Genomic DNA, 26,858 nt, shown 5'->3' on the forward strand with positions numbered 1-26,858 from the left:
ATATTTGCCTATGAAATTAAATCCCTACATGAGAACCAATCAGATGCCCGACAAGGTGTTATTGTCAACAATCTTATTGTTGATAATCTTTGGGTGGGTAATGATGCTATCAGCCTCTTTAGCTCATTTTGATAGCTACACGTTTTTTTTAAAGCAAACACTATTTATTTTTATGGGGCTTAGTGCTGGACTGATAACGTTGAATACGCCTATTTCAGTTCTTCAGAAGTACTCAATTCCTCTTTTTATTCTTACAATTATCTTATTAGCAATTGTATTTCTTCCAAGTCCAATAGGACACACAGCGAATGGCTCTACTAGATGGATAAACTTTGTTTATTTTAAATTTCAACCGTCAGAACTCATGAAACTCTCAATGGTTTTATTCATGGCGGGCTTCTTAATAAGACAAGAAAAAGATCTAAGAAAACCATGGATGGGCTTCCTTAAAACAATTCTCATTATAGGAATAGCAGATTTATTAATTTTATTTGAAACAGATTTAGGAGCGACACTAATTATTTCATTAACAGCCCTAGCAATGCTCTATGCAGCTGGCTCATATCTCAAGCAACTTAGCATTGTTACATTTACTCTGCTAGGTCTTATTGGAGTTATTATTATTAATTATCCGAATCGTCTTGATCGCTTAGTGTCATTTTGGTCAGAAGACCTGTGGCGAAGTGATGCTAAAATTTACCAAACTCAGCAAGCATTGATTGGAATTGCAAGGGGGGATTGGTTTGGAACAGGACTTGGAGCTGGCATTCAGAAATACTATCTACTCCCTGAAAGGCATACTGATATGATCTTTGCAGTTATTGGCGAGGAGCTTGGCGTCCTTGGAATGCTATTCGTGCTTTTATCATTTTTATACATTCTCCTTAAGGGGTTTTCAATCGCCAAACTTGCGCTCCAAAAAGGAAGACACTACAGCTCTTATGTTGCTTTTGGAATTTGCACTTGGTTTGCGATGCAGATAACTGTAAATATTGGCATGAATCTTGGACTTCTTCCACCAAAAGGATTTACTTTACCATTATTAAGCTATGGTGGCACTTCTATGATTTTTTCCATCATTGCACTAGCTATTGTATTAAGAATAGATATGGAAAATAGAACAAAGTACTCTAAACAGCGTGACTATGTCTAAAAAAATTCTTATTATGGCTGGAGGAACTGGTGGTCACATTTTTCCAGCTCTTGCTATAGCAAAAGAACTTGAATCAAAAGGAGCAGTTGTAGAGTGGCTTGGAGGAATCAAAGGAATGGAGAGCACCCTAGTTCCTGATCATGGGTATCGATTTAATGGAGTTTATACTAGTGGCCTGAGAGGAAAAAATCTTACAACCCTATTGAAAGCTATTTTTTTACTTAGTTATGGGTTTATTCAAACAATTCTAATTTTTGTAAGATTTAGACCGCACAAAGTAATTGGAATGGGAGGTTATGCTTCAGGAGTTGGTGGGATAGTTTCTAAAATATTTTTCACCTCATTAATCATTCATGAGCAAAATACTATTCCTGGAACAACCAATAAATTATTAAGCAGAATTGCTCAAAAATGTTTTCAGGCTTTTGATAATACTTTTCATAAAGATATAAATGCTGAAACAACAGGCAATCCTATTCTTTTTACTCCAAGCTCGAAATCAACTCCTGATGCAATTAAAAATCTACTTATTCTAGGTGGCTCTCTTGGCGCCAAAAAAATTAATCAAACCATACCCACCATCAAAACACCTCTAAATATATGGCATCAAACTGGAGAAAAACATCTCATCGAAGTAAAAGCTTTGTATGCAGACTCTATGAACTCTGATGTTAAGATTGATGCTTTCATTGATAATATGGCTGAAGCTTATGCATGGGCAGATCTAGTTATCTCTAGAGCTGGAGCTATGACAGTATCAGAACTTATTGCTTCAAAAACAATTGCAATACTTGTTCCATTTCCTTATGCAATAGACAACCATCAAACAGTTAATGCTGAACACTTATCTAAAAATGGGGCAGGGATAATCATTCAAGAGGATTCTTTTAGTGGCGAAATTATTGATAAAGAGTTACTTGCGCTAGACTCTCCAAAAATTCACGAAATGACTAAGAAGTTAAAGTTACTTTCAGTTCCGAGTCCTGAGAAGATAATTGCTGATTATCTTCTTTGTTAATTCCAAGGCGGCTGAAAAGTAGTTGATCATTTGCAGAAGTTGGATTATCAGTAGTTAATAACTGCTCACCATAGAAAATAGAATTGGCTCCAGCAAAGAAGCAAAGCGCCTGCATCCCCTCACCCATCTCCAGCCTTCCAGCTGAAAGTCTTACTACTGAGTTAGGCATTAAAATTCTTGCGACTGCAATAGTCCTTACAAATTCACTTTCGCTTGGTGGCTTAACGTTTTCAAAAGGTGTTCCTGGAATAGGAACCAGTAAATTAATTGGAACACTATCAGGGTGCTTTTCGAGATTAGATAAGGATTGAAGCATTGATGCTCGGTCTGTTTCCGTCTCACCCATTCCTAGGATTCCGCCACTACAAACATTAATATTTGCATTTTTGACTGCTTCTAAGGTATCAAGTCTATCTTGAAAATTACGCGTCGATACAACATTAGGGTAATGCTCTTTTGAAGTATCAATATTATGGTTATAGTAATCTAACCCAGCTTCTTTAAGAGTAGAGGCTTGGCTTGGCGTAATCATCCCCAGAGTAACACATGTCTCCATTCCCATCGCCTTAACGCCCTTGATCATTGGAATGACTTTATCAAGGCTTTTATCAGTAGGGTTTCTCCAGGCAGCTCCCATACAAAACCTAGACGCGCCCTTATCTTTTGCTTTTTTTGCCTGATGCAATACCTGATCAATCTCCATTAATTTTTCACGCTCAAGGCCAGTATCATATTTTGAACTTTGAGAACAATAAGAACAATCTTCTGGGCATGCGCCAGTTTTAATATTTAATAAAGAACTTACTTGGACCTTATTTGGGTCAAAAGTTTTTCTATGAATGCTGTGCGCCTTAAAAAGAAGATCGTTAAAAGGAAGCTCAAATAAAGCCTTTATTTCATCTAATTCCCAATCATTTTTTACTTCAATCATCTGATTTTCTGTATTTAAGTTAATTAATTTTACCGCAACAAATAGTTCTAAAAAGAACAATAAAAAGCCGCGCATTGTGCGCGGCTTTTTATTAACCAGTAAATATCTTAGCAGCTATAGTATAAATCAAACTCTAGCGGCTGAGGGGAAGCTCTCATTGCTGTAACTTCTTTCATCTTAAGTTCAATAAATGAGTCAATAACCTCGTCTGTAAAGACTCCACCTTGCTTAAGGAATTCACGGTCATCATCAAGTGCTTCTAAGGCGATGTGAAGCATTCCAGCAACTTTAGGAATAGAGCCATCACTATCTTCATAAAGATCTTGATCTGCTGGCTTACCAGGATGGATTTTATTTTTTATACCATCAAGGCCTGCCATTAGTAGTGCTGAGAAAGCAAGGTAAGGGTTAGCAGTCGAATCTGGAAAACGCACTTCAATACGGCGTCCCTTAGGGTTTTTAACGAAAGGTATTCTAATTGCTGCTGAACGATTCTTAGCAGAGTAAGCGAGCATTTCTGGTGCTTCAAATCCAGGAACTAATCTCTTATATGAGTTTGTAGAAGGATTAGTAAAAGCATTCAATGCTTTTGCATGCTTGATAATACCACCAATATAAAAGAGCGCCATTTCGCTTAAGTTTCCGTATTGGTCTCCATCAAATAAGTTAACTCCATCCTTTGCAATAGACATATGCACGTGCATTCCATTACCATTATCAACCGCAATTGGTTTAGGCATAAATGTAGCTGTTTTGCCATATAGGTGAGCAACATTATGAACGCAGTATTTAAAGATTTGAGTCTCATCAGCCTTTTTAACTAATGTGTTAAATAACGCGCCAATTTCACACTGCCCTGCAGTTCCAACCTCATGATGATGAACCTCAGTAGTAACGCCCATTTCCTCAATTGCTAGACACATTTGAGAACGAAGATCATGCAATGAATCAACTGGAGGAACCGGGAAGTAGCCACCTTTAATACCCGGACGATGACCTTTGTTTCCACCTTCCATGTCGACTCCAGAATTCCAAGCTGCCTCTTCTGAGTTAATTTCATAAAATGCTTTACCCATGCCGTGACCGGTGTCCCACTTAACACTATCAAAAACAAAAAATTCAGGTTCATTTCCAAAATATGCTGTATCACCAACACCAGAAGCTTTCATGAAGTCTTCGGCGCGATATGCAATAGATCTTGGATCTTTAACGTAGCCTTTTAGATCACTTGGCTCAATAATATTACAGCGAATGTTTAAAGTCACTTCCTCAGTAAACGGGTCAAGCACTGCTGTTTCAGTATCTGGGGAAAGAATCATATCAGAATCATTAATAGTTTTCCAACCAGCAATAGAGGAGCCATCAAACATCTGACCATCTTCTAGTTTTTCAACATTAATTGTATGAGCTGGAACACTAACGTGTTGCTCTTTTCCTATTGTATCGGTGAAACGAAAATCTATAAACTTTATGTTTTCATCTTCGATCATTTTCATTACTTTTTTTGCAGACATAGATGTACTCCTAAAAATATTAATAAATAACAAAATTGACAGGCATTGTCAGGAAGTCTGCGCCGTTGCAAACGGTGTTGCGAGCTCATTGAGAACATAGCAAGGGTATTTCAAGTTGTGATTATATCCTAAATTAATTAAAATTACTCCAGAAATATATTCAACTTAAGTTTACTTTAATGAAACCCAATCCCTAGGTTTTAAAAAATAACTGGTTAACTTTTCTTCTTCGCTATTAGGTTTAGTTTTAAATTGGTAAGACCACTTAACTGTTGGTGGCAGTGACATTAAAATTGACTCAGTCCTGCCGCCGCTCTGCAAGCCAAATAAAGTCCCTCTATCATGTATCAAGTTAAATTCTACGTATCGACCACGACGATACAATTGGAAGCCTTTCTCACTCTCAGTATATGGGGCTCTCATTCTCTTTCTGACGATGGGTAAATAAGCCTCACTAAAATGATTGCCAACACTTTTCATGAAGTCAAAGCATTCATCAAAACTGCCGCTATTCAAATCATCAAAAAACAACCCGCCAATGCCGCGTTGCTCATCTCGATGACCTAAGTAAAAATAATCATCACACCATTTTTTATATTTTGGATAAACATCTTCTCCAAAAGGCATACAAGCTTTCTTAGCGGTTTGGTGCCAATGAACCGCATCTTCATCGAATCCATAATAAGGGGTTAAATCAAAGCCACCACCAAACCACCAAATTGGATTCTTTCCTTGCTCTTCTGCAATAAAGAATCGAACATTAGCATGCGCCGTTGGAATAAAAGGATTTTCGGGATGAAGAACCAGTGAAACCCCCAGAGCTGTATATTTCCTTCCTTCAAGCTCAGGCCTTAATGCAGTGGCAGATTTTGGCATTTTATCACCAGTAATTATTGAATAATTAATACCACCTTTTTCAAATATATTGCCATTTGAAAGAATATTAGTTAGGCCTGAACCTCTTTTATCATCCCGTGTCCAGCTATCTTGAGCAAATTTAGCTCCACCTTCAATCAGCTCAACTTCAGAGCAAATAGATTTCTGGAGCTCAATCAAATACTTTTTTACTAGATTTATCATCGATGACGCACGCCTGTTAATAAATTAACGATCCTTGAAGGCTCAGAATTATACTTATTTGGGGGTAAAGCGTAAGAAAGCTCATTACCAAAATACTTTTTAAGCTCGATTAAAGAAGTGGCAACCTTTCCTCCTTGAGTATTAGCACTTGTGGAAATTAATGCAGAGCCCGTATTTTCACAAAAATATGAAATTAAAGGATTAGAGGTAATTCGAACTGCTAAAAACTCATGCTCTCCAGTTATAAGGCGTGAAGTATTTTTTGATTTTGGCACCAAATAAGTTGTTGCAATTTCTGTCGGAGTAGAAAGTTTTGTTAATAAATCAATATCTAGATTTGGATCAATATAGGGCAATAAGTAATTTATATCAGAGGCTAATAATATAAAGCCTTTTTTAATATCTCTATGCTTCAAACTAGCTAATATTTTAATTGCTTCTGGGTTATTTGCCATGCAAGCTAATCCGTATATAGTATCTGTTGGATGAGCTATAACGCCAGTGCGGAGATGATTAAGAGCTAATTGGGTTTTTGTAGTTATTTTCATTTTTTTGCTCTAGGATGAAACTCATCATAAACCTTTGATAATTCTAAAAAATCTAGGTGCGTATAAACCTGAGTACTTTTAATGCTCTTATGTCCTAGAAATTCTTGAACCGCTCGAAGATCATGACTAGACTGAAGGAAGTGAGTAGCCGCTGCATGCCTAAGCATATGCGGGTGTACATTAATTGAAATGCCCACTTCAAGCGCCCTTTTTTTAATAATATTTTGAACAGATCTAGCGCTCATTCTAAGGCGCTTCTGATTTAAAAATAACGCATCAGAATTGCAATCAGGTCTTTTCTCTATGTACTTTTTAAGCACACTTATTGCTGATGCTCCTACTGGAGAGAAACGAGCCTTACTTCCTTTACCCGTAACTTTAACAAAACCTTCATTGATATCAAAATCAAGCATATCAATCCCAACAAGTTCAGAAACTCTCAGGCCGCATGAATATAGTAATTCAATCATCAGGACTGCTCTAAGTTCTTTGAAATGGCCTGCCTTTAAATTCATCATTCTACTCAAATCATCAAAATCAATAGTTTTTGGAAGGGCTCGATCGATTTTAGGAGTTTGAATAGATAAGGCTGGATTTGAAGAGGCTGCTTCGTTATCAATAAGGTAATTATAAAAAACTCGTATTGAAGATAAGTAGCGCCTAATGGATTTATTTGAAATATCACCATGCCTTAAACCCATCACAAATAAATTGACTGTATCGCTATCTACTTCTTTCCAATCAGAGATATTTTTATTACCTAAAAAAGATAAAAACTTCATTAGATCTCTCTTATATGCTGAAACAGTATTTAGTGCATAATTTTTTTCAACGCTTAAATGAGCTACAAATTCTTCAATTTGTTTAATTAATATTTCATCTTGATACTTGTTTTTTTCCTGATTGGCCATATCTTTACATTTTACGTTAAACGATTAAGGATTTTCAATGAGTCAAAAACAAACACATGAATTTCAAACTGAAGTATCTCAGCTACTTGACCTAATGATTCACTCTCTTTATTCCAATAAAGAGATTTTTCTAAGAGAACTTGTCTCAAATGCATCAGATGCAATAGATAAGCTGAAATTCGAATCTTTATCAAATGACAAACTTATTGAGGCAAAAGAAGAGCCAAGTATCCATATTGATATTGATAAAGATGCAGGAACTATTACTATTAAAGATAATGGAATAGGAATGACTCATGACGAGGTCATGGAAAATATTGGAACAATCGCTAACTCTGGAACCAAAAAATACTTAGAGGGTCTTGATAAAAATCAAACCCAAGATTCTAATTTAATTGGTCAATTTGGTGTTGGATTCTACTCCGCTTTTATTGTTTCTAATACAGTTACTCTTCTGAGCAGAAAAGCTGGTGATGATAAGGCAAATGGAACAAAGTGGATTTCAAAAGGTAAGGGAGATTACTCCATTGAAACTGTTGAGCTAGAGGACTATGGCACAACAATTATTCTTGATGTTAAAAAAGCTGAAAAAGAATTTATTGATGACTTTCGAATTCGAGGTGTCATATCAAAATACTCTGATCATATTACTGTCCCTATTATGATGCTCAAGCCTTCAGAAGAAGATAAAGATGTGATTGAATACGAAAAAATAAATGAAGCGACTGCATTTTGGATGAAAGATAAGAAAGAACTCTCTCAAGCTGATTATGATGAATTTTACAAAGCCTTAACGTATGACTTTGAAGGGCCGTTGACTCAAATACATAATAGAGTTGAAGGAAAACTTGATTATTCATCACTCTTATATATTCCTAAAAAAGCTCCATTTGACATGTGGGAACCTAAAAGAAAAAGTGGCGTAAAGCTTTACGCTAAAAGAGTTTTTATAATGGAAGGAAATGAAGAATTGCTCCCTCAGTACCTTCGATTTATAAAAGGTGTAATAGATACTGCAGACCTTTCATTAAACGTCTCTAGAGAGATCCTTCAGGGCAGCAAAGTAGTTGATACAATTAAAAAAGCATCGGTAAAAAGAATTCTGTCTGAGCTCGATAAAATGTCTAAAAATAAACCTGAAGACTATGCCACATTCTGGAAAGAGTTTGGAATGGTTATTAAAGAAGGCGTTGTAGAAGACTTTGCAAATAAAGATAAAATTTCAAATCTTTTAAGGTTTACCTCAACATCGGCTGATAGTTCAGATCAAACAATTTCTCTTAAAGACTATATTGGCCGAATGAAAGAGGGACAAAAAAATATTTATTATGTCACTGCAGACACATATGCTGCAGCTAAAGGCTCTCCTCATCTAGAAATTTTTAAACAAAAAGATATTGAGGTTCTATTACTATCAGATAGAGTTGATGAGTGGTTAGTTGCTAACTTTGGAGACTTTGAAGAGCTATCACTTAAATCAATTGCAAAAGGTGATCTTGAAGATCTTGATTCAAAAGAAGACAAGAAAAAGAAAGAAAAAACAGTGAAAGATTTTGAAAGTGTTATTACTAAAGCTCAAGAAATCCTCAGCAATCAGGTCAAAGAGGTTAAGGTTTCAAGTCGACTAAGTGAGTCGCCTTCATGCCTAGTTGCCGATGAAAATGAGTTAGGCGGAAACATGGAGCGAATCATGAAGTCTTTAGGTCAGGACATTCCTGATACCAAGCCTATTCTTGAGATAAATCCTGATCATCCACTTGTCATTAAACTTAAAACAAAAGTTGATGAAGATCTAGTGAAAGTATTATTTGATCAAGCTGTTCTTAGTGAAGGCGGACAAATAAAAGAGCCTGCTGAGTTTGTAAAAAGAATGAACAAACTAATGTTAGGTTGATAGAATAATCTAAGTCAAAAAAAAGCCCGATTTTTCGGGCTTTTTTTTTGCTATAAATCAAGGCTTATAAGGATTAATTTTATTAAGAATACCTCTTAATATTGCCATCTCTTCTTTTTCAAGACTACTTCTACCAAAAAGCCTTCGAAGCCGCCTCATCAAGAGAACTTTTGGTTTTTTTGTATCAAAGTAATCAATGTGCTCGAGCGCCTGCTCCAAATGATTATAAAAGCTATTTAATTCATCAAAGCTGACAATTTCACCACCTGAATTATCAAACTTACCTTCTACAGTGCTGACGTAGTTCTGATAAGCAAAAACTTGAATCGCAGATGCAACATTTAATGAAAAGTACTTGGGGTTCCCAGGAATTGTCATTAAGATAGAACATAAATCTAGTTCTTCATTTGTAAGGCCAGAATTTTCAGTGCCAAAAACAACTGCAACTTCTTGCTCATTTGAAGCAACTGTTGATTGAATTTCACTACACGCTTCAATGACATCTAGCTGCCTCCATTTAATATTTCTTTGGCGCGCACTAGCACCAATAACAAGATGCACTCCAATCAAAGCTTCCTCTAAAGTACTGCATACTTTTGCATTTGAAAGAACGTCATCTGCTCCACTTGCTCTTGCGGTTGCAACAGCGGAGGGATAATTAGAGGGTGTTACTAGATATAACTGAGTTAAAAGCATATTTTTCATAGCTCTAGCCGCCGCGCCAATATTACCTGGCTCAGTGGTATTCACCATAACAATCCTCACTTTATTAAAACTCGTCAAGGTATAATTCGATTCTTTATTTATTTGGCTCATTTACCATGCATCCTACCGTTAATATTGCAGTTAGAGCTGCCAGAGCAGCTGGTGATGTTATCTTAAGGTACCATAACCAGGTCGATTTACTAACTATAGAAAATAAGTCACTTAATGACTTCGTTTCTGAGGTTGATAAAACGGCTGAAAAAGCCATTATAAACGAGATTAAAAAAGCCTTCCCAAAACATTCTATTTTGGCTGAAGAGAGCGGAAAAACTCTTGGTGATGATAATTTTCTTTGGATAATAGATCCATTAGATGGAACGACTAACTTTTTACATGGCTTTCCGCAATATGCAGTGTCAATTGCCCTTTTAGAAAAAGGAGTTACAACGCATGCGGTCATTTATGATCCATTTAAAGAGGAGCTCTTTACTTCATCTAAAGGCGAAGGTGCTTATTTAAATGATGAGAGAATGCGGGTTACTATGTCTCTTGGGCTTAAAGATACTCTTATTGGAACTGGCTTCCCATTTAAGCAGCCTCAACACTTAGACTGTTATCTTGAGACTTTTAAAGCAATTCATCCGCATGTTTCTGGAATTCGCAGAGCTGGAGCTGCTGCTTTAGATTTAGCTTATCTTGCAGCTGGAAGACTGGATGGGTTTTGGGAAATTGGTCTTAACTCATGGGATATAGCTGCAGGTTCCCTTATGGTTAAAGAGGCAGGCGGTTTTATTGGAGATTTCTCTGGAAGAGACCAATACATGGAAACTGGAAATATAGTTGCGGGTAATGCAGAGGTCTATAAAGAGCTTCTAAAAAAAATTCACCCCCACCTAACCGAAGACCTACAGCGATAACTCTAATCAACTATCGTTAATTGCTCACCATTCATTTTTGGACTCAAGTTAGATAGTAAATAAACGATTGCAGCGCTCTTCTCCTCTGGCATTGGAACAGTTGATGAGTCCTCTGCTGGGTAGGCTGTTCTTCTCATTTCAGTTCTTAGTTTCCCAGGGTCAACAGTATTAACACTAATGTTAGTTTTTTCAAGCTCCTCAGAGAGAGTCTTAGCAAAGCCTTCTATTCCAAACTTACTTACACTATAAGCACCCCAATAAGCTCTAGCCTCCCTCCCAACAGAAGAAGACAAGAAAAGAATTCTAGCATCCTCAGACTTTACTAGCGCAGGTATTAAAAATTGAGTTAGCATAAATGGAGCGCTCAGGTTAATCTGGAGCGTAGAGTACCAAAGCTTGATATCGTACTGCTCGATTGGCATTTGCGCGCCAAGTATTGCAGCGTTATGAATTAACCCATCAAGCTTATCAAATTTCTCTAAAACATTGTCTTGGAGCTCTTGATAATTCTCAGGAGTAGCCCCTTCAAGATCTAGTGGGTAAAGTATAGGTTCATTGTAACCAGCATCCACAACAGCGTCATAAGCGTACTCAAGGGAGCCTAAGTCTCTTCCAAGCATAATAACAGTAGCACCAGCTTTAGAAAGGTCCATAGTAATCGCTAGGCCAAAGCCTCTATTAGCACCTGTAACTAAAATAACTTTATCTTTAAGCTCACCGTCTTTAAAAATATGATCTCTAGATACAATCATTCATTAATTTCCTTGTTCGATTTAACTCCGAGTGCTTTTAACTTCTCAGCACGGCCAATTAGATTACCTGGACCAGTTTGAAGTTTTTTACGAACGTCGGAAAAGCCTTCCTTAGTCTTGTCTAATTGATTTTCAATCTTGTCCAAGTCATTAAAAAATCCAGCAAGCTTATCGTACATTTTTCCTGCCTGCCTGGCAATCTCATCTGCGTTTTTGTTTTGTTTATCAGTTTGCCACATAAAATTTACTGTCTTCAGGCTCATACTAAGCATTGAAGGCGATACGAGCATAATATTTTTCTTTAATGCGTCATCAAACAAGTTAGGTCTGTACTGAAGAGCCAATAATAAAGCTCCTTCTATAGGAATAAAAACAAATATAAAATCAAGACTTTTGACTCCCTCAAGATTTTCATACTCTTTAATGCTAATATTCTTAATTTGGTTCTCAATTGAAGCAATGTGTTTTTTTAAGGCAGCCTCATTAGCTTGATCTGCAATATAATCGGCATAATCCTTAAGGGAAACTTTTGAATCGATAACAACATCCTTTCCTTCAGGCAAATGTAGAATCACATCAGGCTTAAACCTTTCACCCATTTCATTTTTATATTGTTTTTGAAGGTCAAACTCAACACCCTCTCGAAATCCATAGCTTAACAAGAGAGAGTTTAAAATTTCTTCGCCCCAATCGCCTTGCTGTTTATTGTCATAGGTCAATGCATTTGTTAGGTTTTGAGCAGATTGGCGCGTTTCAATGTTCGCTTCATGTAAAGACTTAATTTGCTCTTTGAGAGACGTTCTTTCTTCAACCTGCTCTTTAGTTATAGTTTCAATTCTTTCTCTAAAACTTTTAAGCTGGGTCTGAAGAGGATTTAGGAGGTCGGAGTTATCAACCTTAAGCTTGTCTCGGTCAGTCTTTAATATTTCAGATGCAATATTTTTAAATTCACTATTAACTTGACTCTTGAGCTGATCAACAAGCTGTAATTTTTCCGAAAAATTTTTTTCTTTTTCATTAAGCTTGGTCTCAAGTTGAATATTTTTTTGATTTGAAGCAGTCAGCTTTTTATTAAGAATAAAATAGCTTATGAAAGCACCAAACAATAAAGAAATTAATACGATCAAAATGTCCATAAATTCCTACTAAAAAGAAAAAAGAATTAAAAGTTTTTATTACTTTAAGAAAAACATAAACTTAATGTTTGCAATGTTAGTAAAATTTTATATAGAATTATAACGCTAAGACCTACTATATCCTATGTTACTTTTAAGATCACTATTGTACTTTGTTGGCTCAATTATTAGTTTAATTTTGATCACTTTATGTGGATTATTTTTGGTTTTTGCAAACTATTCTACACGACATAAATTTCTCTCACAGTGGGCTATTTTTTGCATCTGGTGGCTAAAAATAACTCTAAATATCACAACTAATATTATTGGTCAAGAGAATGTAGTTAAATCACCTTACGTAATTATCTCTAACCACCAATCAACATGGGAAACTCTTGCTTTTCAATCCATCTTTCCAGCTCATACATGGGTCTTAAAGAAAGAGCTTTTATGGCTTCCAATATTTGGCTGGAGCCTTGCTCTTCTTAAGCCAATTATTATTAACCGAGGTGACAAACTTAAAGCAATTAAAAAAGTTATAAAGCATGGTACTGATAGATTAAATAAAGGAATCTCCATTGTTATCTTTCCGGAAGGAACTCGCCAACCTTATAAACAAATAGGAGAGTATCAAAATGGTGGCTCTGCTATTGCAAAAAAATCTGGATATAAAATAGTTCCTGTTTACCATAATGCTGGAAATCTATGGCCTAAAGGAGCTTTTATTAAGAAGCCTGGTGTAATTACTGTCGTTATTGGAGAGCCCATTTCAGATTTAAACTTATCACCATCTGAGATAACCGAAAAAATTAGAGATTGGACCTTAGAGCAAGAAAAAAAACTTTTGAATAACTAGCCCCATGACAATATGAGTGAAATTACCTATAAAATTTTTCATGAAAGAACTGCAGAAAACATCAAATTTGAAATAAAGAGACTTTATGATTTACTACACTTAGATATCAATAAAAACCTATATAAAGCTGATGTAAATGATAAACAGTCAGTCAAGGAGATTCTTTCAGACAATATTTTAGACTTTAAAACGCCAAATATTTCTGATAAGCAGCTTAAAACTAGATCTGAATGGCACAGTTTTTTAACTGAAAAAAATCATTTAAACTTTAATGAATGTCTATTAATTCTTCTTGGAATTAATCCAACTCTTTCTGGCTCTTTAGAGCCTAACTTGTATAAAACAGAATTAAATGAAGTTGGAAGACTTAAGGAAAACTATTTGAGTTTAATATTTTTTCAAAGAGTAGAGAATCACCTTTTAAGAGAAAGATTTAGAGGTAACAAAATTAATACGGGTGAGTTCATTAAATGGGCAATGGATTATAAATACTTGAGAGAAATCAGAGCTTAAAGTAAGGGCTGGGAATTAAAAATTTTACAAAATAGCTCTGAGGTTTTTTTAGTATCATAAAGCGCTGAATGTGCTTGCTCGTTATCCCATTCGATTCCAGACTTAACAGCTGCTTTTGCAAGAACAGTTTCACCGCAGTAAAGAGCAGACAAACTAACAGTATCAAGAGTTGAAAATTGATGAAACGGACTCTTAAGCTTAGAGCGATTTGTAGCAGCCTTCACAAACCCAAGATCAAAAAATGCATTGTGGCCTACTAGTATTGCCCGGGTACACTCTTCTATAACTAAATCATCACTAACGCACTGAAAAATTTCACTAAGCGCTTCCTTTTCAGGCACTGCAAGCCTGAATGGGTTATCGATATCAATTCCATTAAACTTCAAAGCTGAAGGCTCAATATTAGCCCCCTTAAATGGTTCTACATGAAAATGTAGTGTCTTTTTGGGAAAGAAGTTACCGTTATCATCAAAGCCTAAAATTATTGCACAAATTTCCAATAAAGCATCTGTATTTTCGTTAAAGCCAGCAGTTTCAACGTCTATTACAACTGGAAGATATCCACGAATTCTATCTTTAAGTATCATTAATTATTTGTTGCTCAAAAAAAAAGTAAGAAGTCAAAGCTTAAAAATTTCTTAGGTAGATAATTGAATTTCTTTGATAATCATAACTCTTTTGTCGAATCAAAGGGAGGGAACTGATCTCACTCTCAATAAAGTCATGTCTAAAAAAGAACCTACCTCCAAACTTTGAAAGCGCAAAAATAGAAGATAAATTATGACTCAAGGCTTTTTTAATTAGCAAGTCCATTAAATTAGATGAGGCATCAGTATTGTGAAAATCTTTATTAACTACTAATCCATAAATTTCACCCATATTTTCTTTTTCATAAAGCTTTAGAGCTGCACAAGCAATAATTTCACCATCACTTTCAATAGATATAAAGTTTTCTATTTCATTATTAATGCTTTCATAACTTCTTTCTAACAATCTACCCTCATCAACGAAAGGCTGCATTAATCTAATAATTTGTTTAGCTTTACTCAACTTCTAACCTTAAATTGCTAATAGAACCGCACTATTTTAGTCTAAAATTTGTATTTTTTGCTAATTTAAAATAGATGTCAAACTCAAGAAAATACTCCTCAGCTGTAGTCGATGGTTATGAACGCGCCGCTTCAAGAGCGATGCTATATCCAGTAGGCTTTAAAAAAGAAGATTTCAAAAAACCTCAAGTAGGAATTGCATCAACCTGGTCCATGGTTACTCCCTGCAATATGCATATCAATGATTTAGCTGACGAAGCTGAAATTGGCGTCAATTCTGCGGGTGGAAAAGCTGTAATATTTAATACAATCACAATTTCGGATGGTATTTCAATGGGCTCAGAAGGAATGAAGTATTCCCTAGTCTCTAGAGAGGTTATTGCTGATTCGATTGAAACTGTAGTTGCTTGCCAAGGATTTGATGGAGTTGTTGCCATTGGTGGTTGTGATAAAAATATGCCTGGATGCCTTATGGGTCTTGCTAGACTCAATCGACCTTCAGTCTTTGTTTATGGAGGGACTATTCAGCCTGGTAAAAATCATACCGATGTTGTTAGTGTTTTTGAAGCTGTCGGTAAGAGAGCAAATAATGATATTACTGATATTGAGCTTGAGCAAATTGAATCAACTGCGATTCCAGGACCTGGTTCTTGCGGCGGAATGTATACTGCAAACACAATGGCATCAGCTATTGAAGCCCTAGGAATGAGCCTTCCTAACTCTTCATCTCAAGATGCAATATCAGCTGATAAGAATAGTGACTCATCAAGAGCTGGTGAAGCTGTATTAAATCTATTAGATAAAGATATTAAACCAAGTGATATTATGACTAAAGAGGCATTTGAAAATGCAATTACTTTAATCATCACCCTTGGTGGCTCAACCAACGCAGTACTTCATTTAATTGCAATGGCTGATGCCATTAATGTTGACCTAACAATTGATGATTTCACCCGAATTGGTGCTAATGTGCCTGTTCTTGCTGATCTAAAGCCTTCAGGCAAATATATGATGAGTGAGCTTGTACAGATAGGAGGCACTCTACCCTTAATGAAGATGCTATTAGATGCAGGAATGCTTCATGGTAGCTGCATAACAGTAACTGGCAAGACCTTAGCTGAAAACTTGAAAGATGTTAAGCCTTATGCTGATGGTCAAGAAATCATTATGTCATTAGAGAATCCAATCAAAAAAGATTCCCACTTAAGAATTTTAAGAGGCAATCTTGCTCTTGACGGTGCGGTTGCTAAAATTACTGGTAAAGAAGGCCTGAAGTTTCAAGGAAGTGCCAAAACTTTTGCTTGTGAAGAAGACGCTCTTCAGGCAGTTTTAAAAGATAAGATTGTAGAAGGTGACGTCATTGTAATTCGTTATGAAGGCCCAAAAGGTGGCCCGGGAATGCGTGAGATGTTAGCGCCTACCTCAGCAGTTATGGGCAAAGGATTGGGCGGAAAAGTTGCTCTAATAACTGATGGAAGGTTTTCAGGTGGAACTCATGGTTTTGTAGTGGGTCATATAACTCCTGAGGCTTTTGTTGGAGGAGCTCTTGCAATTATTGAAGATGGCGATGAAATATTGATTGATGCTGAAAATAATCGCCTCGAACTTCTTGTTGACGACTCAGTAATTGAAGACAGACTCTCAAAGTGGGTAAAGCCAGCTCCAAAATATACTAAAGGTGTATTAGCGAAGTATGCGAAACTTGCTCAGTCGGCCTCAAGAGGCGCAATAACTGAATAACTAAGGTTTAATTGACTGGAATAAAGTCAATTTTTCTATCATCAAGGTTTACTGAAGCAATCTTCACTTTAATCATGTCGCCTAAGCGATAAATTTTTCCATTCCTTTCGCCCTTTAATTGGTGATGAACATCATCAAAAATAAAGTAGTCATCCCTTAAGTCACGAACTGAAATCAAGCCTTCAACAAATACGTCAGAAAGCTCTACAAAAAGGCCAAAACCTGCAACACCAGAAATAACACCATTAAAGTTATTACCCACCTTGTCACTCATATATTCACATTTGAGCCACTGCTCAACATCTCTTGATGCATCATCTGCGCGCCTTTCGGTCATTGATAGGTGAGCCCCTAGCTCTAACATTCTAGCTGATGGATCCCTAACTTTGCCTGATAAAGCGCGCTTTATAGCGCGATGAACTAGAAGGTCTGGATACCTGCGAATTGGAGAGGTAAAGTGAGTGTAATCCTCAAAAGCTAAACCAAAGTGGCCCTCATTATTCGGAGTATAGGTAGCCTGCTTCATTGTTCGAAGCACCACAGTTTTGATAATGTTCTCATCATCCCTTCCGTGCGCATTTTTTAATACCTTGGCAAAATCTTTGGATTCTGGTTGATGACCACCTTCTAAAGTCAAACCAACCGCAGATAAAAACTTTTTAGTGACCTCAACTTTTTCAGCTGTAGGCTTGGGATGAACTCTGAATAAGAAGTCTTCATTTTTTTTCTGTAAGAATTTTGCAGTCGCCTGATTTGCCATCAACATACATTCTTCAATTAACTTATGTGCATCATTTCTTTTTCTAGCTACAATGTCTTTAATCTTGCCTTTGCCATCAAATAATATTTGACTTTCAATTCGATCAAAGTCCATTACGCCTCTTTTTTGCCTAGAAATTCGAAGCGTTTTGTAAAGGCTATAAAGATAGTCTACATTTTCAACTACATTGCTATACTCTTTTCTTAAGGGACTCTTTTTATCCTCAAGCATTTCATTGACCTGCCCATATGTAAGACGAGCATGAGATAACATAACAGCTGGATAAAATTTATAGTCTAAGAACTCCCCCATTGAATCAATTTCCATCTCACACACCATACAAAGCCTTTCAACTTTAGGATTAAGCGAGCAAAGGCCATTTGATATAGCTTCAGGAAGCATTGGCACAACTCTATGCGGGAAATAAACTGAATTCCCTCGCTCTAAAGACTCAATATCTAAATCAGACTCTTCCTTAACATAGTATGAGACATCAGCAATCGCAACAATTAGTTTCCAACCATTTTTGGATGGTTTGGCATAAACAGCATCATCAAAATCTCTGGAGTCGTCTCCATCAATTGTTATGAGCTCTAACTTTGTTATATCCACCCTGTCGTTCTTATCTTTTGGGAGTACTTTAGTTGGTAATTTAGATGCCTCTTCAAGCGCTATTTCTCCAAAAACAGAGGGTATTTGATGGCGGTAAATCGCAGAATCTACTTCGACGCCTTCGTCTAAATAATTTCCAAGGATTGAGGTAATTTTTCCAGTTGCATTACTATCTAGTGTTGGAGAAGAGAGTATTTCAACCACGACTACTTGATTATCAGAGCAGCCTTCCATGAGCTCTACAATATCAATGTTATGCTTAATTCGTCTATCATCAACAACAACATAGTAATCACCATCATCAAGATGAAGCCTTCCAACAAGATTTTTAGCTGTTTCGATGACTTCAACAACTTCAGCATCTAGTCTCCGATTAAGAAGCCTAACTTTAATCTTATCACCATGAAAAACCAACTTCATTTGTTGATTTGAAAGTCTAAGATCTTTTCCGCCCTTATCTAAAGCAACAAAGCCAAATCCCTTAGGATTCGCAATGACAGTTCCAGTTATTAGGCCTCTATTAGAGTATGGTCGATACACTCCATTCTTATTACAGCTGAGTTGTTTGTCTCGAACCATTGCCCTTAAACGCCTTTCAAAAGCCTTTTTTTGCTCATCTTCTAATGAAAGAAGCTCAAAAAGCTGGCTCTTGGTTTTGGGTTTTTGCTGAATAAAACTTAAAATATGCTCGCGAGATGGAATCGGGCTCTCATATTTTTCCGCTTCACGATCATAGTGAGGGTCTGACATAATGTGCTTAGTATAAAGTAAGCTTAGAAACGTTTAGAACTAATCAAAAGGATTCTTTAGAATTAGAGTTTCGTCCCTATCAGGACCTGTTGACAATATATGAACTGGAATTTGGCTTAGCTCTTCTATTTTTCGTATATAGTTTTTCGCCTCTTGAGGCAAGTCATCAAACGAATGAGTTCCAATTGTAGAGCGCTTCCATCCTGGCATCTCTATGTATACAGGAGTTGCCGCACTATAGCCTTCAGCTGAAAATGGAGGGATAGTGGTAGTTTGGCCATCAATCTCATAAGCAATACATATTTTTATTAAATCTAATTCATCCATAACGTCTAGCTTTGTTAGGCATATTCCGCTTACAGCATTTAGTTTAAAGGATCGATTTAAGATAACTAAATCAAGCCAGCCACATCGCCTTTGACGACCGGTAGTGGCGCCAAACTCATGTCCTCTAGAACAAAGCTCTCTTCCAATTGGGTCGCCCTCATCGGTATTCACATCATAATCAAGCTCGGTTGGGAATGGACCACCTCCAACTCTCGTGGTATAGGCTTTTACAATGCCTAAAACATAATCAATATCACGAACGCCTACACCAGAACCAGTGACCGCTCCTCCAGAAGTAGTGTTGGAAGAGGTTACAAATGGATAGGTTCCTTGATCAATATCTAGAAGTGCTCCTTGAGCGCCCTCAAACAGGATATTTTCATCATTTGCCATTTGTTTATGTAGTTCGTCAGCAACGTCGATTATCATTGATTTAACGATCTTAGCTTGACTTAATGCTTGCTCTAAAGTTTTTTTATAATCTACTGCTGGCTGCTTATAGTAATTTTGCAAACTAAAGTTGTGATAATCAACTACCTCTTTAAGCTTTTCTGCAAAAAGCTCTTCGTCCAAAAGGTCACCAACTCTTAATCCTCTTCTGGCAACTTTGTCTTCATAAGCCGGTCCAATTCCATTTCCAGTCGTTCCAATTGCCGCTTTTCCTCTGTGCACCTCACGCGCATTGTCAAGCTCAATATGATATGGGAGAATTAATGGGCATCCTGGGCTTATCTTTAGTCGAGATTTAACTTCAACCCCTGACTCTTCGAGCTCATTCATTTCTTTTAAAAGCGCAGTCATTGAAAGAACAACCCCATGACCTATAAAACAATTAACACTGCTTCTAAGAATTCCAGAAGGGATTAGATGCAATACAGTCTTCTTACCATCTATGACTAAAGTATGGCCAGCATTATGGCCTCCTTGGAAACGGACAACAGAGCATACTTTATCTGTAATAAGATCAACTATTTTTCCTTTACCCTCATCACCCCATTGAGTCCCAATGATTACTACATTCTTACCCATATTATTCCTTTAGCTTCCATTCATTATTTTTATTTACAAAATCAACATCATCTGATCCTGTCAAATCTACTTTAATATTATGTCCCTTTGATCGAAGCTCATTAATTAAGAGTGTTAATTTTGAATCATTAGAGTTTGGCGCAACCAGTGTTTTTTGTTTTTTTACTGCTTTTAATTGTTGCTGAACTAGAAACTTAAGATCAAAAGAAAATCCTGTTGCATCTCTTGAAGAGCCAAAAGATTTTGTTAAGCCGCTGTATCTTCCTCCTTGGGCTAAAGCCTTAGAAAAGCTATCATGGTATGCTGCAAATACAACTCCATCATGATATTCATAAGCCTTAACTTCACCAAGGTCAAACATTAACTTAATATTACGGTCTTTAAAAAAAACATGAAGTTTTCTAAGGTCATCAATCGCACTTACAGCCGATGGAATTCCTTTAAATACTGAATTTGCTTTATCTAGAACAGCTTCAGAACCATCCAAAGAAATTAATTCTTTAAACTTATCACCATCTTGAATTTGGTTATTTTTAAGAAAGTTATTTAAATCTGGAATTGACTTACGCCTAAAAATATCTCTAAGTTTTAATACATCTTTGGCATTAAGATTTGCAGATTCACAAAGAGCATTAAATATTGAAGTATTACCCAAACTAAGAGTTACCCCGTTAAGCCCCAGAAGCGCCAAAGATTCAATCATAAGCGTAATAACTTCTATGTCAGCATCTATTCCATTAAAGCCATAAAGCTCTGCACCAGCTTGAATTGGAGACCTAGAGGCGTAAAAGTCATCAGCCTTAGTTTGTAATATTGCATTTATATAGCAATACCGGTCTACACGCTCAGATTTAACACGCTTAGAATCTATCCTTGCTATTTGAGGAGTTATGTCAGAGTGAACACCCAGCATTTTTCCAGAAATCGAATCAAGAAATTTAAACGTCTTCTCATCAATTGACTTGGAGTTTAATACTAACGTCTCTGCAAACTCTATCATTGGGGGCACAACAACTTCGTACCCCCAACTTTGATATAGATCTAATAAATCTCTTCTACTTTGTTCGAAAGTGATTGCCTGATCACCAGTGAGCTCATCTATACCCTCAGGTAATTGCCAATTACTCACAACCCTTGTTTAGTTTGAAGGGTTAAAGTAGCGGAAAAACTCTGAATCAGGATTAAGAATTAAGATATCACCTTGCTGATTAAAAGACTTTTTATATGACTCCAAAGAGCGATAAAAAGAATAAAAATCAACATCTTGACTGTAAGCTTCAGCATAATTACTTGCTGAGATTGCATCTCCATTTCCTCGAATCTTTTCAGAGTCTCTATAGGCATTTGCCAGGATAATTGTTCTTTCTTTGTCTGCAAAAGCCTGGATTTTTTCAGCTTCTTCAGCACCTTCTGAGCGGAATTTATTGGCAATACTTTTTCTTTCTGTCTCCATTCGACTATAGACTGAATTTCTGACTTCCTGAGCAAGCTCAATTCGTTTAATACGAACGTCTATAACCTCAATACCAAACTCATCTTCAGCAATTGCCTTAAGCTTGCTTTTCACACTTGCCATAATTGCATCACGCTGAGAGGAAACAACCTCAATAATAGTTCGCTTAGAAAATTCACTTCTAAGAGCATCCTGATTATTTTGAGCAAGCCTTAAGTTTGCCGATGACATCGCACCACCCGTTGATATGTAAAACTTTTCTGTATCAACAATTCGCCACTTAACATAAGAGTCAACCGTTAAATTTTTCTTTTCAACAGTCAAAAATGATTCTGCTTGAGCATCTAATGTCTGAATGCGCTGATCAAATGTAACCACGTTATTCACAAAAGGAGTTTTAAACTTTAGACCTGGTTTATTTTCAACTGAAACAATTTCTCCCAGCCTTAGTTTAATTGCTACTTGCGTTTCATTAACAGTATACAAGCTTGAGCTTATTAAAATTGCTACCAATACAGCTACTACTATAATAATTCTATTCATTATCTGTTCTCCCTTGAGCGTAATACACTTTCATCACTTTGACCCGATGGAGTTTGATTATAAGTACTTGTACTTGAACCAGATCTTGTAACCCTGTTGGATTTAATTAACTGATCAATTGGCAGATACATAAGAGAATTAGAGTTTGAGTCTACAATAACTTTGTTCGTATTACTTAGAACATCCTCTAAAGTCTCTCTATATAGCCTCTCCTTAGTAACACCAGGAGCCTTTGTATATTCAGTTAAGATCTGAGAGAAACGATAAGCCTCACCCTCTGACTTAGAAACCACTTCTGATTTATAAGCTTCAGCTTCTGCGAGAAGCCTCTGACTTGCACCACGAGCCTTAGGAACAATATCATTTGCATAAGCCCGAGCTTCATTAATATATCTCTGCTCATCTTCCCTCGCCTTTACAACATCATCAAAGGCAGCTTTAAGCTGAACTGGTGGCTGAGCATCCTGCATTGTTACAGCTGTAATCTGTATACCAAGTCCATAATCATTAATAAGTGCCTGAGAGGCTGTTTTAACCTCTTGCGCAACTTGATCACGGCCAGTAGTTAAAACGAAGTCCATTGTATTATCACCAACAACTTGCCTAATAATACTTTGAACGACATGACTTAAAGTCAGCTCTGGATTCGAAACATTAAATAAGTAATCTTGAGCGTTTGCAATTTTATATTGAACTGCAAGCTTAACATCAACCATATTCTCATCACGAGTAAGCATTAATGACTCTGAACTTACTCCGCCACTATATGAATTTTGAGCGTTTCTAAAACCAATTTCTGCAGAACGGACTTGCTCAACATTTACTTTGTAGACTGACTCAACTGGGTAAGGGATATGCCAATGAGGGCCCTGGGTAGTTGAAGTTTGAAAAGCGCCAAAACGCAAAACAACACCTCTTTCAGCTGGATCAATAATATAAATACCAGTTGCCATCCATACAATAAAGGCTAATATAAATATGTATTTAAAACTACCTTTCGCAGCCTTACCGGCACCAGAGCTTCCTGAAGATTTACCACCAAATGTAGAATTAAATTTATTTTTAAAATCCTTAATAACCTCATCAAGCTCGGGAGGAGTTTGATTGTTATTATCATTCCAAGCCATTGAGGCTCCATTTATTTTTTTACTCACGTAATTTCCTTAAAAAGTACAAGTTAAATTAAGATATGGTCAAAACACAAAAAAACAAGGTGCTTTGAAAATCTTTTTTGGATAGAGAAAAACAATAATTTTCTGAATCAAACGATATTTTACCCAATAAATAATAACTAAAGTTAAATTTGAATTTGATAAAGTTTGAAAATCTGGCTGAGTTTATAATTATATATAATGATAAAATGTGATTTTTTAAATAACTCTTTCACTTCATGAAAAAATACTTAATTTTTCTTGTTTTAATTTTAAGCCATTTTTCAGTTTATTCAGAAGGAGTTAAACTCACTTGCACACCATACACTCCTGATTGCTCTAATTGTCCTGAATTTCAAACTCTTTTTGCTATTAATGAACTTTCTAAAGAGTCTGGCAATCTAGATGTTGAAGCTGATGAAAGTGAAATACTATCAAACCAATCTTATCATCTAAAAGGAGATGTAACAGTCAAAACTGATGAGCTTTTTTTATCAGCTGATGATGTAAAAGTTTCAACTTTAACTAATGAGACTATAGCTAGTGGTAATGTAAAGTTTCAGGATAGTTCGTTTCTTATTGCAAGTGATGAGCTTACTGCAACAAAAGATACTAATGGTAATCAGGTAGCTATTGCTACTAACGCAAACTTTCAAGATTTTGGATCAGGTCAAGGAGGAGGTAATGGTTTTGCAGAAATTATTGAAAAGCAGTCTAATAATATCCTTCTTACTCAGACGACATATTCTACATGTCCTGTCAATAAAAGTGACTGGTTAATTGATGCTAGCTATATTGATCTTAATTTAGAGAAAAATAGAGGTATTGCTGATCATGCCAAAATAAAATTTTATGGTGTTCCAATTTTTTATCTTCCAAAATATAGCTGGGTTTTACAAGGTCGAGGCTCTGGTTTTCTGACTCCTGATTTTGAAAAATACAATGAGCCAGAAAAAAAAGAAGATTCTATCCGATGGAGAGTTCCCTATTATCTTAATATAGCGCCAGATCGTGACCTTCTTGTAGCCTTAACATATATGTCTAGTAGAGGTTTTATATTTGAAGAAACATATCGCCAACTAATCGCCCCTAAACTAGACAAAACCCGCAAGGATTCTATTTTTGAAATTGAGACGCGTTATCTTAATGAAGATAAAATTACAAAATTAAGGCGTTGGTTAATAGATTCTTCGTTTAATCTAGACTTGTCTAAAAACTCAAGTATTAATGCAAGGTACTACCGCGTATCAGATATAAATTATTTTAAAGAGATAACCAGAAGCAATACTAATGTAGACTCCTTACCTTCTCATCTTATGCTTAATATTTCGTTTCCAGAGCAAAATACATCTGTATCTTTTCTAACTGAAGCGGAGCAGGTAGTAAACTCAGGACTTCCTTCCTATACTAGAGCATTAGAAGGATCTATTTCTCAAAATTTTGTTGTTGACACAAATAAAGTTGAAAAAAATGATGCAAAAATAAATACAGAAATTGAAAGGCAATTGTATGAGCAAACTAAAGGAACTAAAGATGAGAAAATTGCTGAAAAAACATATAATCAATCAAAAATTAAAGGCTGGGAATACCCAAATACTTCTATATCTGTAGATTTTGTAAGTACTAAGTTTAGTCATGATAATCACACAAAAGAATCGGGACTTAGAACAAATGGAATATTATCAATATCACGGCCTTTAGCAATTAAGTTTCCAGTTATTACTCCATCAGCAAGTGTTAATGTAACTAAATACTCCCTTAAAACTAGTCCTAATATAAATCGTACTATCTTTGGTTCTGGTCTTGGAATAGACTTTAGTACCGTAAGAAAAACAAATTTATTTGGCATTGAGGCTAACCATCGCATATCTCCTAAAATTACATACAACTATCGAGCAAAAAAAGTTCAAGGCAACATACCAATTTTTGATACTAAGGACAAATATACTGACATTATTACCTTTGCTGACCTTACTTCTGGTGAAAGATACACTGGACTTGATAGAATTACTAATGCAAATGATATTACTCTTAGCCTTGAGTCAAGTTACAGAGCCACAGATGCAATAGATGATGATAAAGACCTCTTAAACATGGGAATTGCTCAAAGCTTCTACACTGATGATGAGGTGGTAAGTGATACTATTAATTCTAATTATGAAACTAGGCTTTCCTACTCTAATATTGTTGCCTCAATAGGTTTGGCTATTAATAATTTTGCTGTTAGTACTGATTTACAATTTGACCCGGATAAGTCGTTAGTTGTAAAACGTGAAAATAGCTTTTCTTACTCTCCTGCTCCAAGAAAATTAGCCGCCATGACTTATAGTGATGACAATATAACAAGGACTGGGAAAATTTCTCTATCCTATCCATTGAATGACTCTATCCATTTTTTTGGTGGACTGAATAGAAAAATTACTAAGTCAACTCGCACAGGAGTAACAACTGAATATACATCTGGCCTAGCCTATGAAAGTTGCTGTTGGGCCTTTCGCGTAGCACATTTTCAAGCTGATAGAGGTCAAGGAGATAATAGTAATAATTACAGTACTGGTTTTGAATTAATTTTAAAAGGACTTGGTACAACCTCAACACCTCTTAAAGACCGAATAGAAAATACCATTCCTGGATACACACTGAACCTAAGGGAATGAAGAGAGCTTTAGTTCTCTTTTTACTTTTTAGTTTTCAAAACTCCTTTGCTGAAAACTCTATTTTAGCTTTAGTGAATAAAGAAATTATTACATATAACTCTATAGAAAAAAAGCTAAACGAAGTTAATACTTATGATGAAAAATTAGCTATTATTAATTTTAGAATTGATACTATTCTCCAGCTAAAAAAAACTCAAGAATTTGATATTTATCCCCTTCAGTCAGATATAAATCAAACTATTATTGAATTAGCAAATATCAATAATATTTCTCTAAAAGAACTTAATTCTCGCTCTGATTTTGATTTCATTGTTCAAGAAGTTTCTACAAAATTAGCAGTACTTAATTTACAGCGATTTGTTACAAAAGACTTGAAGTTTAATTTATCAAATGATGAATTAATAAATAAATGCCCGGTTATTAATGGTGGCAGTAAAATTAAGCAAATTAAGATTGCTCAAATTATTATCTCCCAAATTGATAACACCATTATCTCATCTGAAAATATGGATGAATCAATCAAATCATTTCTACAAAAACTTTCTGAACATATTAGCAAAGGTGCATCTTTCAAAGCTTCCGCGAAGCTTCATTCACAGCACTCAAGTTATTTGAATGGAGGCGAGACAGACTGGATTGAGGTTGATAGTACAACAGTCAAAATGCTAGACTCCCTGAAGGAAAATGAAGTTTCAAATATATATTTAACTGACTTTGGTTTTGCAATTGGAATTAAACTAGCAGAGCGCTTTGTCAGTAGTGAACTAAAACAATGCAAAGAGAAACTAACCTATCTAAATGCTGAAAAATTTTACTCTAGCTGGGTTAAGGAGCTTCGAGACAAGGCTTATATAAAAATATACTATGACGCACTATAATA

General features: G+C 35.9%; 24 protein-coding genes. 9 read left to right on the top strand and 15 right to left on the bottom strand.

Annotated features, from left to right (window positions below):
* Positions 1 to 10 precede the first annotated feature (10 nt).
* Both ABXT69_RS05190 and murG read left to right on the top strand, forming a co-directional pair.
* Positions 11 to 1,153 (top strand): FtsW/RodA/SpoVE family cell cycle protein, encoded by a 1,143-nt coding sequence (locus ABXT69_RS05190; protein WP_416677119.1) that lies wholly within the window; start codon positions 11 to 13, stop codon positions 1,151 to 1,153.
* Complete coding sequence (gene murG / locus ABXT69_RS05195; RefSeq protein WP_416677121.1) at positions 1,146 to 2,171, top strand: undecaprenyldiphospho-muramoylpentapeptide beta-N-acetylglucosaminyltransferase; 1,026 nt, start codon at positions 1,146 to 1,148, stop codon at positions 2,169 to 2,171. The genes ABXT69_RS05190 and murG overlap by 8 nt, the downstream gene beginning before the upstream one ends.
* Here murG and bioB read toward each other — a convergent pair.
* From bioB to xerA, 5 genes are all read right to left on the bottom strand, one after another.
* On the bottom strand, positions 2,104 to 3,102 hold the full coding sequence (gene bioB, locus ABXT69_RS05200; protein WP_416679557.1) for a biotin synthase BioB: 999 nt from the start codon (positions 3,100 to 3,102) through the stop codon (positions 2,104 to 2,106). The genes murG and bioB overlap by 68 nt on opposite strands.
* Positions 3,103 to 3,209: 107 nt before the next feature.
* Positions 3,210 to 4,616: a type I glutamate--ammonia ligase gene (glnA, locus tag ABXT69_RS05205; protein WP_416677123.1), complete on the bottom strand. Its 1,407-nt coding sequence runs from the start codon at positions 4,614 to 4,616 to the stop codon at positions 3,210 to 3,212.
* A 171-nt stretch (positions 4,617 to 4,787) separates the two neighbouring features.
* On the bottom strand, positions 4,788 to 5,696 hold the full coding sequence (hemF, locus tag ABXT69_RS05210; RefSeq protein WP_416677125.1) for an oxygen-dependent coproporphyrinogen oxidase: 909 nt from the start codon (positions 5,694 to 5,696) through the stop codon (positions 4,788 to 4,790).
* Entirely contained in the window at positions 5,693 to 6,244 is a 552-nt protein-coding gene (locus tag ABXT69_RS05215; protein WP_416677127.1) for an L-threonylcarbamoyladenylate synthase, read from the bottom strand. The genes hemF and ABXT69_RS05215 overlap by 4 nt, the downstream gene beginning before the upstream one ends.
* Positions 6,241 to 7,155 (bottom strand): site-specific tyrosine recombinase/integron integrase, encoded by a 915-nt coding sequence (gene xerA / locus ABXT69_RS05220; protein WP_416677129.1) that lies wholly within the window; start codon positions 7,153 to 7,155, stop codon positions 6,241 to 6,243. Before xerA ends, ABXT69_RS05215 begins: the two co-directional genes overlap by 4 nt.
* 37 nt (positions 7,156 to 7,192) lie before the next feature.
* On the opposite strand from xerA, the gene htpG reads away from it, so the two are divergent.
* Complete coding sequence (htpG, locus tag ABXT69_RS05225) at positions 7,193 to 9,049, top strand: molecular chaperone HtpG (RefSeq protein WP_416677131.1); 1,857 nt, start codon at positions 7,193 to 7,195, stop codon at positions 9,047 to 9,049.
* Positions 9,050 to 9,106: 57 nt separating this feature from the next.
* Here htpG and ABXT69_RS05230 read toward each other — a convergent pair whose 3' ends face one another.
* Positions 9,107 to 9,865 (bottom strand): RNA methyltransferase, encoded by a 759-nt coding sequence (locus ABXT69_RS05230; protein WP_416677132.1) that lies wholly within the window; start codon positions 9,863 to 9,865, stop codon positions 9,107 to 9,109.
* Positions 9,866 to 9,870: 5 nt separating this feature from the next.
* Between ABXT69_RS05230 and ABXT69_RS05235 the strand changes: the two genes are divergently transcribed.
* Complete coding sequence (locus ABXT69_RS05235; protein WP_416677134.1) at positions 9,871 to 10,671, top strand: inositol monophosphatase family protein; 801 nt, start codon at positions 9,871 to 9,873, stop codon at positions 10,669 to 10,671.
* Between the two features lie 2 nt (positions 10,672 to 10,673).
* On the opposite strand, the gene ABXT69_RS05240 is transcribed toward ABXT69_RS05235, so the two are convergent.
* Entirely contained in the window at positions 10,674 to 11,423 is a 750-nt protein-coding gene (locus tag ABXT69_RS05240; protein WP_416677135.1) for an SDR family NAD(P)-dependent oxidoreductase, read from the bottom strand.
* Entirely contained in the window at positions 11,420 to 12,559 is a 1,140-nt protein-coding gene (locus tag ABXT69_RS05245) for a DNA recombination protein RmuC (protein WP_416677137.1), read from the bottom strand. The genes ABXT69_RS05240 and ABXT69_RS05245 overlap by 4 nt, the downstream gene beginning before the upstream one ends.
* Positions 12,560 to 12,683: 124 nt before the next feature.
* Between ABXT69_RS05245 and ABXT69_RS05250 the strand changes: the two genes are divergently transcribed.
* Positions 12,684 to 13,394, top strand: coding sequence for a lysophospholipid acyltransferase family protein (locus tag ABXT69_RS05250; RefSeq protein WP_416677139.1), 711 nt, complete (start codon positions 12,684 to 12,686; stop codon positions 13,392 to 13,394).
* 12 nt (positions 13,395 to 13,406) lie between these two features.
* Positions 13,407 to 13,907: a hypothetical protein gene (locus ABXT69_RS05255; protein ID WP_416677141.1), complete on the top strand. Its 501-nt coding sequence runs from the start codon at positions 13,407 to 13,409 to the stop codon at positions 13,905 to 13,907.
* Here ABXT69_RS05255 and rnt read toward each other — a convergent pair.
* Together rnt and ABXT69_RS05265 are read right to left on the bottom strand one after the other, a co-directional pair.
* Positions 13,904 to 14,494, bottom strand: coding sequence for a ribonuclease T (gene rnt / locus ABXT69_RS05260; protein ID WP_416677143.1), 591 nt, complete (start codon positions 14,492 to 14,494; stop codon positions 13,904 to 13,906). The two genes, ABXT69_RS05255 and rnt, sit on opposite strands and share 4 nt — an antisense overlap.
* A 40-nt stretch (positions 14,495 to 14,534) precedes the next feature.
* On the bottom strand, positions 14,535 to 14,957 hold the full coding sequence (locus tag ABXT69_RS05265; protein ID WP_416677144.1) for a GNAT family N-acetyltransferase: 423 nt from the start codon (positions 14,955 to 14,957) through the stop codon (positions 14,535 to 14,537).
* 74 nt (positions 14,958 to 15,031) lie between these two features.
* Here ABXT69_RS05265 and ilvD point away from each other — a divergent pair, with 74 nt between their 5' ends.
* Positions 15,032 to 16,696: a dihydroxy-acid dehydratase gene (gene ilvD, locus ABXT69_RS05270; protein ID WP_416677146.1), complete on the top strand. Its 1,665-nt coding sequence runs from the start codon at positions 15,032 to 15,034 to the stop codon at positions 16,694 to 16,696.
* 7 nt (positions 16,697 to 16,703) lie between these two features.
* On the opposite strand, the gene rnr is transcribed toward ilvD, so the two are convergent.
* Genes rnr through hflK form a run of 5 tightly spaced genes read right to left on the bottom strand, consistent with a single transcriptional unit; the run spans position 16,704 to position 23,297 of the window.
* Positions 16,704 to 18,818 (bottom strand): ribonuclease R, encoded by a 2,115-nt coding sequence (gene rnr, locus ABXT69_RS05275; RefSeq protein WP_416677147.1) that lies wholly within the window; start codon positions 18,816 to 18,818, stop codon positions 16,704 to 16,706.
* Between the two features lie 39 nt (positions 18,819 to 18,857).
* A complete protein-coding gene (locus ABXT69_RS05280) occupies positions 18,858 to 20,174 on the bottom strand; it encodes an adenylosuccinate synthase (protein WP_416677149.1) in 1,317 nt (438 codons plus the stop codon).
* 1 nt (position 20,175) lies between these two features.
* Positions 20,176 to 21,303, bottom strand: a complete 1,128-nt coding sequence (locus tag ABXT69_RS05285; RefSeq protein ID WP_416677151.1) for an ATP phosphoribosyltransferase regulatory subunit — start codon at positions 21,301 to 21,303, stop codon at positions 20,176 to 20,178.
* A gap of 9 nt (positions 21,304 to 21,312) precedes the next feature.
* Positions 21,313 to 22,170, bottom strand: coding sequence for a protease modulator HflC (gene hflC / locus ABXT69_RS05290; protein ID WP_416650914.1), 858 nt, complete (start codon positions 22,168 to 22,170; stop codon positions 21,313 to 21,315).
* The gene (gene hflK, locus ABXT69_RS05295) at positions 22,170 to 23,297 is read right to left on the bottom strand and encodes an FtsH protease activity modulator HflK (RefSeq protein WP_416679558.1); all 1,128 of its coding nucleotides are present in this window, start codon (positions 23,295 to 23,297) and stop codon (positions 22,170 to 22,172) included. The genes hflC and hflK overlap by 1 nt, the downstream gene beginning before the upstream one ends.
* Before the next feature lie 263 nt (positions 23,298 to 23,560).
* Here hflK and ABXT69_RS05300 point away from each other — a divergent pair, with 263 nt between their 5' ends.
* Positions 23,561 to 25,978, top strand: a complete 2,418-nt coding sequence (locus ABXT69_RS05300; protein ID WP_416677153.1) for an LPS-assembly protein LptD — start codon at positions 23,561 to 23,563, stop codon at positions 25,976 to 25,978.
* The gene (locus tag ABXT69_RS05305; RefSeq protein ID WP_416677154.1) at positions 25,975 to 26,856 is read left to right on the top strand and encodes a peptidylprolyl isomerase; all 882 of its coding nucleotides are present in this window, start codon (positions 25,975 to 25,977) and stop codon (positions 26,854 to 26,856) included. Before ABXT69_RS05300 ends, ABXT69_RS05305 begins: the two co-directional genes overlap by 4 nt.
* Positions 26,857 to 26,858: the final 2 nt, after the last annotated feature.

Source organism: Candidatus Pseudothioglobus sp. Uisw_016 (assembly GCF_048087635.1).
Taxonomy (GTDB): domain Bacteria; phylum Pseudomonadota; class Gammaproteobacteria; order PS1; family Pseudothioglobaceae; genus Pseudothioglobus.